Here is a 2,959-nt window from a genome sequence, read left to right on the forward strand (position 1 = left end):
GACGTGAGCGGTGTTGATGGTGATACCGCGAGCTTTTTCTTCCGGGGCGCTGTCGATCTTGTCGAAGTCAACCTTGGCCGAACCGAAAACTTCGGAGCAGACACGGGTCAGAGCAGCGGTCAGCGTGGTTTTACCGTGGTCGACGTGACCGATGGTGCCAACGTTGACGTGCGGCTTATTACGTTCGAACTTTTCCTTAGCCATCGAAATCACCCCTAGGAGAAGAATTTAGCAAGTCACACAAGCCATTAAAACAAAGGCAGATATTTTCATATCTGCCTTGTAATATGGAGCTCTTGAGCGGATTTGAACCGCTGACCTCACCCTTACCAAGGGTGTGCTCTACCAACTGAGCTACAAGAGCGAAACACTTTGCACAACCTGCAAACTTGGAGCGGGTAGCGGGAATCGAACCCGCATCATCAGCTTGGAAGGCTGAGGTTCTACCACTAAACTATACCCGCGGAGCTTGCAGCTCACGCTAAAAATGGTGGAGGGGGAAGGATTCGAACCTTCGAAGTCGTAGACGTCAGATTTACAGTCTGATCCCTTTGGCCGCTCGGGAACCCCTCCTAAGCGAGCCGGCATTCTATATCATGCCAGCCTTCTGTCAAGCATTTTCTCATTAAAAACCTGAGGTTAGCTGCGTTGACCTCGCTTCGCACTGACAACCATTAAAGGTCTTCGCTGCGAAGCGGGCGCCATTCTATGCAAACTACCCAGCAGGCGCAACCCCTTCGCAAGGCATTATTTTGTGTTTTAACTCATTGAATTCTTTAGAAAGGTTTTGGACCAGTCCTTCATTGACCTTTACCGCGCTTTCAGGAAGGACCCGGACCCAAAATCCTTCGACCTCAGGAACCCCCTCGGCACTCAACGTCGAAGTACGACCCATCACCCCCAACGAAAGCAATCGCTGCTCCAACTGCCTGGCCGGCTCCGGACTAGCAAAGCCGCCAAGATAGTTACAATTCTTGCGCGCCTCACCGGACTTGCCAAAGTCACGCCTGACAAGCGAATCCGCCGTTTCACTCAGAAGATGGATGTCTTGCTGCGCGCCGCGATACAAGCTCAGGGGCGTGACATCCTTGGCGCGCAGGGGGGCCTCCTGCTGATGCCAGACATAGTAGAAGCCATTCAGAACCAACAATAAAAGAAACAACCACCGCATAGAAACCTCAAGACAAAGGACAAGCCATGGCCAAACCAACAAAAACCAGGTCAGGCGCAACCTTGGCATTCGGAACAACCCCAGCAACCAAGTTGGCGTCCCCTCCCGTCAAGAATACTTCGAAGCTTTCTCCCCAATATTGCCGCGCCAATTCGAGCTGGGTCAGGACAAAGCCCCTGAGCATCAGCATACAACCGCGCTCAACCGCTTCGACAGTCGCTCTACCTGGAGCAAGGCTTTCGTGGGCTCGCTCAGCGGCGGTATCGTCGTAGCGAATTCGCCGAGTGTGGGTACGCAACTGGTTACGCATCAAAGGCATGCCTGGACAGATGAAGCCCCCGAGATGCTTACCGTCCGCCCCAACAAAGTCTGCTGTAACGGCCGTACCGAAATCGAGCACCAGGCATGCGCCGGAAGCGAGGTGGAAGCCCCCAAGCATGGCAAGCCAGCGATCAAGACCTAACCGTTCGTATTCCTCATAGCCGTTTGTGACGCCCGCCATCTCTCGAGCCGGCACGGCACGAACCACAGACACCCCGAAAGCCTTCACCAGGGACGAGACTAACGAGTCGGTTTCCTCGAGCGTCCTGACACTGACCAGCCGGCACTTATTCAACTGGAATTTCTGGCCGTCATTCAGACTGGCCAGCAGATCATCATCGGAACCAACCACTCCACCTTCCACAGGTGTTACGCCATCGGAGCGAAGGACGCGCCATTTGATGAAGCTGTTTCCGCAGTCGAGCTCAAGAATCATCACGCAACCTCAAACTGAGCTCACCGCCGCTAAAGAACCTTTCCACACCATCCACCTTCAAACGCAGCGCTCCCTGGCGGTCGATTCCCATTACAACGCCATCAACCTGGTTAACACCTGCGATTAGCGAAACGGCACGACCCTGCCATAAATGATATTTTTCCCATTCAAGCTGGATCGCCGCAAATCCCGACGCGCGGTGCAATTCCAGATACTGCTGGAGCTTGGTGCTCATATGCGCCACGAGATCGTTACGATCAAATACCCGCCCGGCCTCCAAGTTCATGGATGTCCATTGCTGATCAACTTCATCAGTCGATTGCATATTTACATTGATCCCGACACCCAGGACGACATGACAGACATCCGCCGGATCACCTACCAATTCGAGCAAGATACCGGCAATTTTCTTATCACCTACCAAAACATCGTTAGGCCACTTCAGCCCCGCCCGCGTGATACCAAAATCACGAAGCGCATGCATGACAGCAAGACCGACGACGAGGCTGAGCCCTTCGATTTGCCGCATGCCGCCATCAATACGCAAGACCAGACTGTAGTAGAGGTTGTCGGCAAACGGGCTGACCCATTTTCGGCCACGACGACCCCGCCCTGCGGTCTGGCGCTCAGCCAAGACCAGGAAAGGCGCCTCCGCTCCGCGCTCTATAGAGCGCAACGCTTCAGCATTGGTAGAGTCGATGGAGTCATGAATATAAACAGGCCATGCAAGCCCTTCTTTTGCGCAGATCTCTGCAGCATCCAGGAGCGATAGCGGCCTAGCCAGCTGATATCCCCTGCCTCGGACCTTATGAACAGATAATCCCAATTCTGCCTCCAGATGCTGCAACTGCTTCCACACAGCACTGCGACTGATGCCCAACCCAGCACCGAGCGCCTGGCCTGAATGGAAACGACCATCCTTCAGAAGTTTTAGCAACGTGAGCATGGAGACTGCGCCCTAATAATGAGGCCCGCATGATAGCCATGCACAGGACCGTTGCATAGAAACACAAAATGACTTTCCTGCAGGC

General features: G+C 54.0%; 4 protein-coding genes and 3 tRNA genes. All 7 read right to left on the bottom strand.

Going from position 1 to position 2,959, the window contains the following annotated elements; all coding sequences use genetic code 11:
* Nucleotides 1-204: GTP-binding protein (locus tag JZ00_RS29820; protein ID WP_039594682.1), on the bottom strand; the 204-nt coding region annotated here is incomplete at its 3' end.
* 84 nt (nt 205-288) lie between these two features.
* Nucleotides 289-364 (bottom strand) — tRNA-Thr (locus JZ00_RS29580).
* Nucleotides 365-390: 26 nt separating this feature from the next.
* Nucleotides 391-464, bottom strand: a tRNA-Gly gene (locus tag JZ00_RS29585).
* A 24-nt stretch (nt 465-488) separates the two neighbouring features.
* A tRNA-Tyr gene (locus JZ00_RS29590) sits at nt 489-573 on the bottom strand.
* 142 nt (nt 574-715) lie between these two features.
* Nucleotides 716-1,171 carry a hypothetical protein gene (locus JZ00_RS29595; protein WP_039594727.1) on the bottom strand — a complete coding sequence of 152 codons (456 nt, stop codon included), beginning with the start codon at nt 1,169-1,171 and terminating at the stop codon, nt 716-718.
* A 7-nt stretch (nt 1,172-1,178) separates the two neighbouring features.
* Entirely contained in the window at nt 1,179-1,928 is a 750-nt protein-coding gene (locus JZ00_RS29600) for a pantothenate kinase (protein ID WP_039594728.1), read from the bottom strand.
* Nucleotides 1,918-2,874: a bifunctional biotin--[acetyl-CoA-carboxylase] ligase/biotin operon repressor BirA gene (birA, locus tag JZ00_RS29605; RefSeq protein WP_039594729.1), complete on the bottom strand. Its 957-nt coding sequence runs from the start codon at nt 2,872-2,874 to the stop codon at nt 1,918-1,920. The genes JZ00_RS29600 and birA overlap by 11 nt, the downstream gene beginning before the upstream one ends.
* Nucleotides 2,875-2,959 lie beyond the last annotated feature (85 nt).

Source organism: Pseudomonas frederiksbergensis (assembly GCF_000802155.2).
GTDB classification, from domain to species: domain Bacteria; phylum Pseudomonadota; class Gammaproteobacteria; order Pseudomonadales; family Pseudomonadaceae; genus Aquipseudomonas; species Aquipseudomonas frederiksbergensis_A.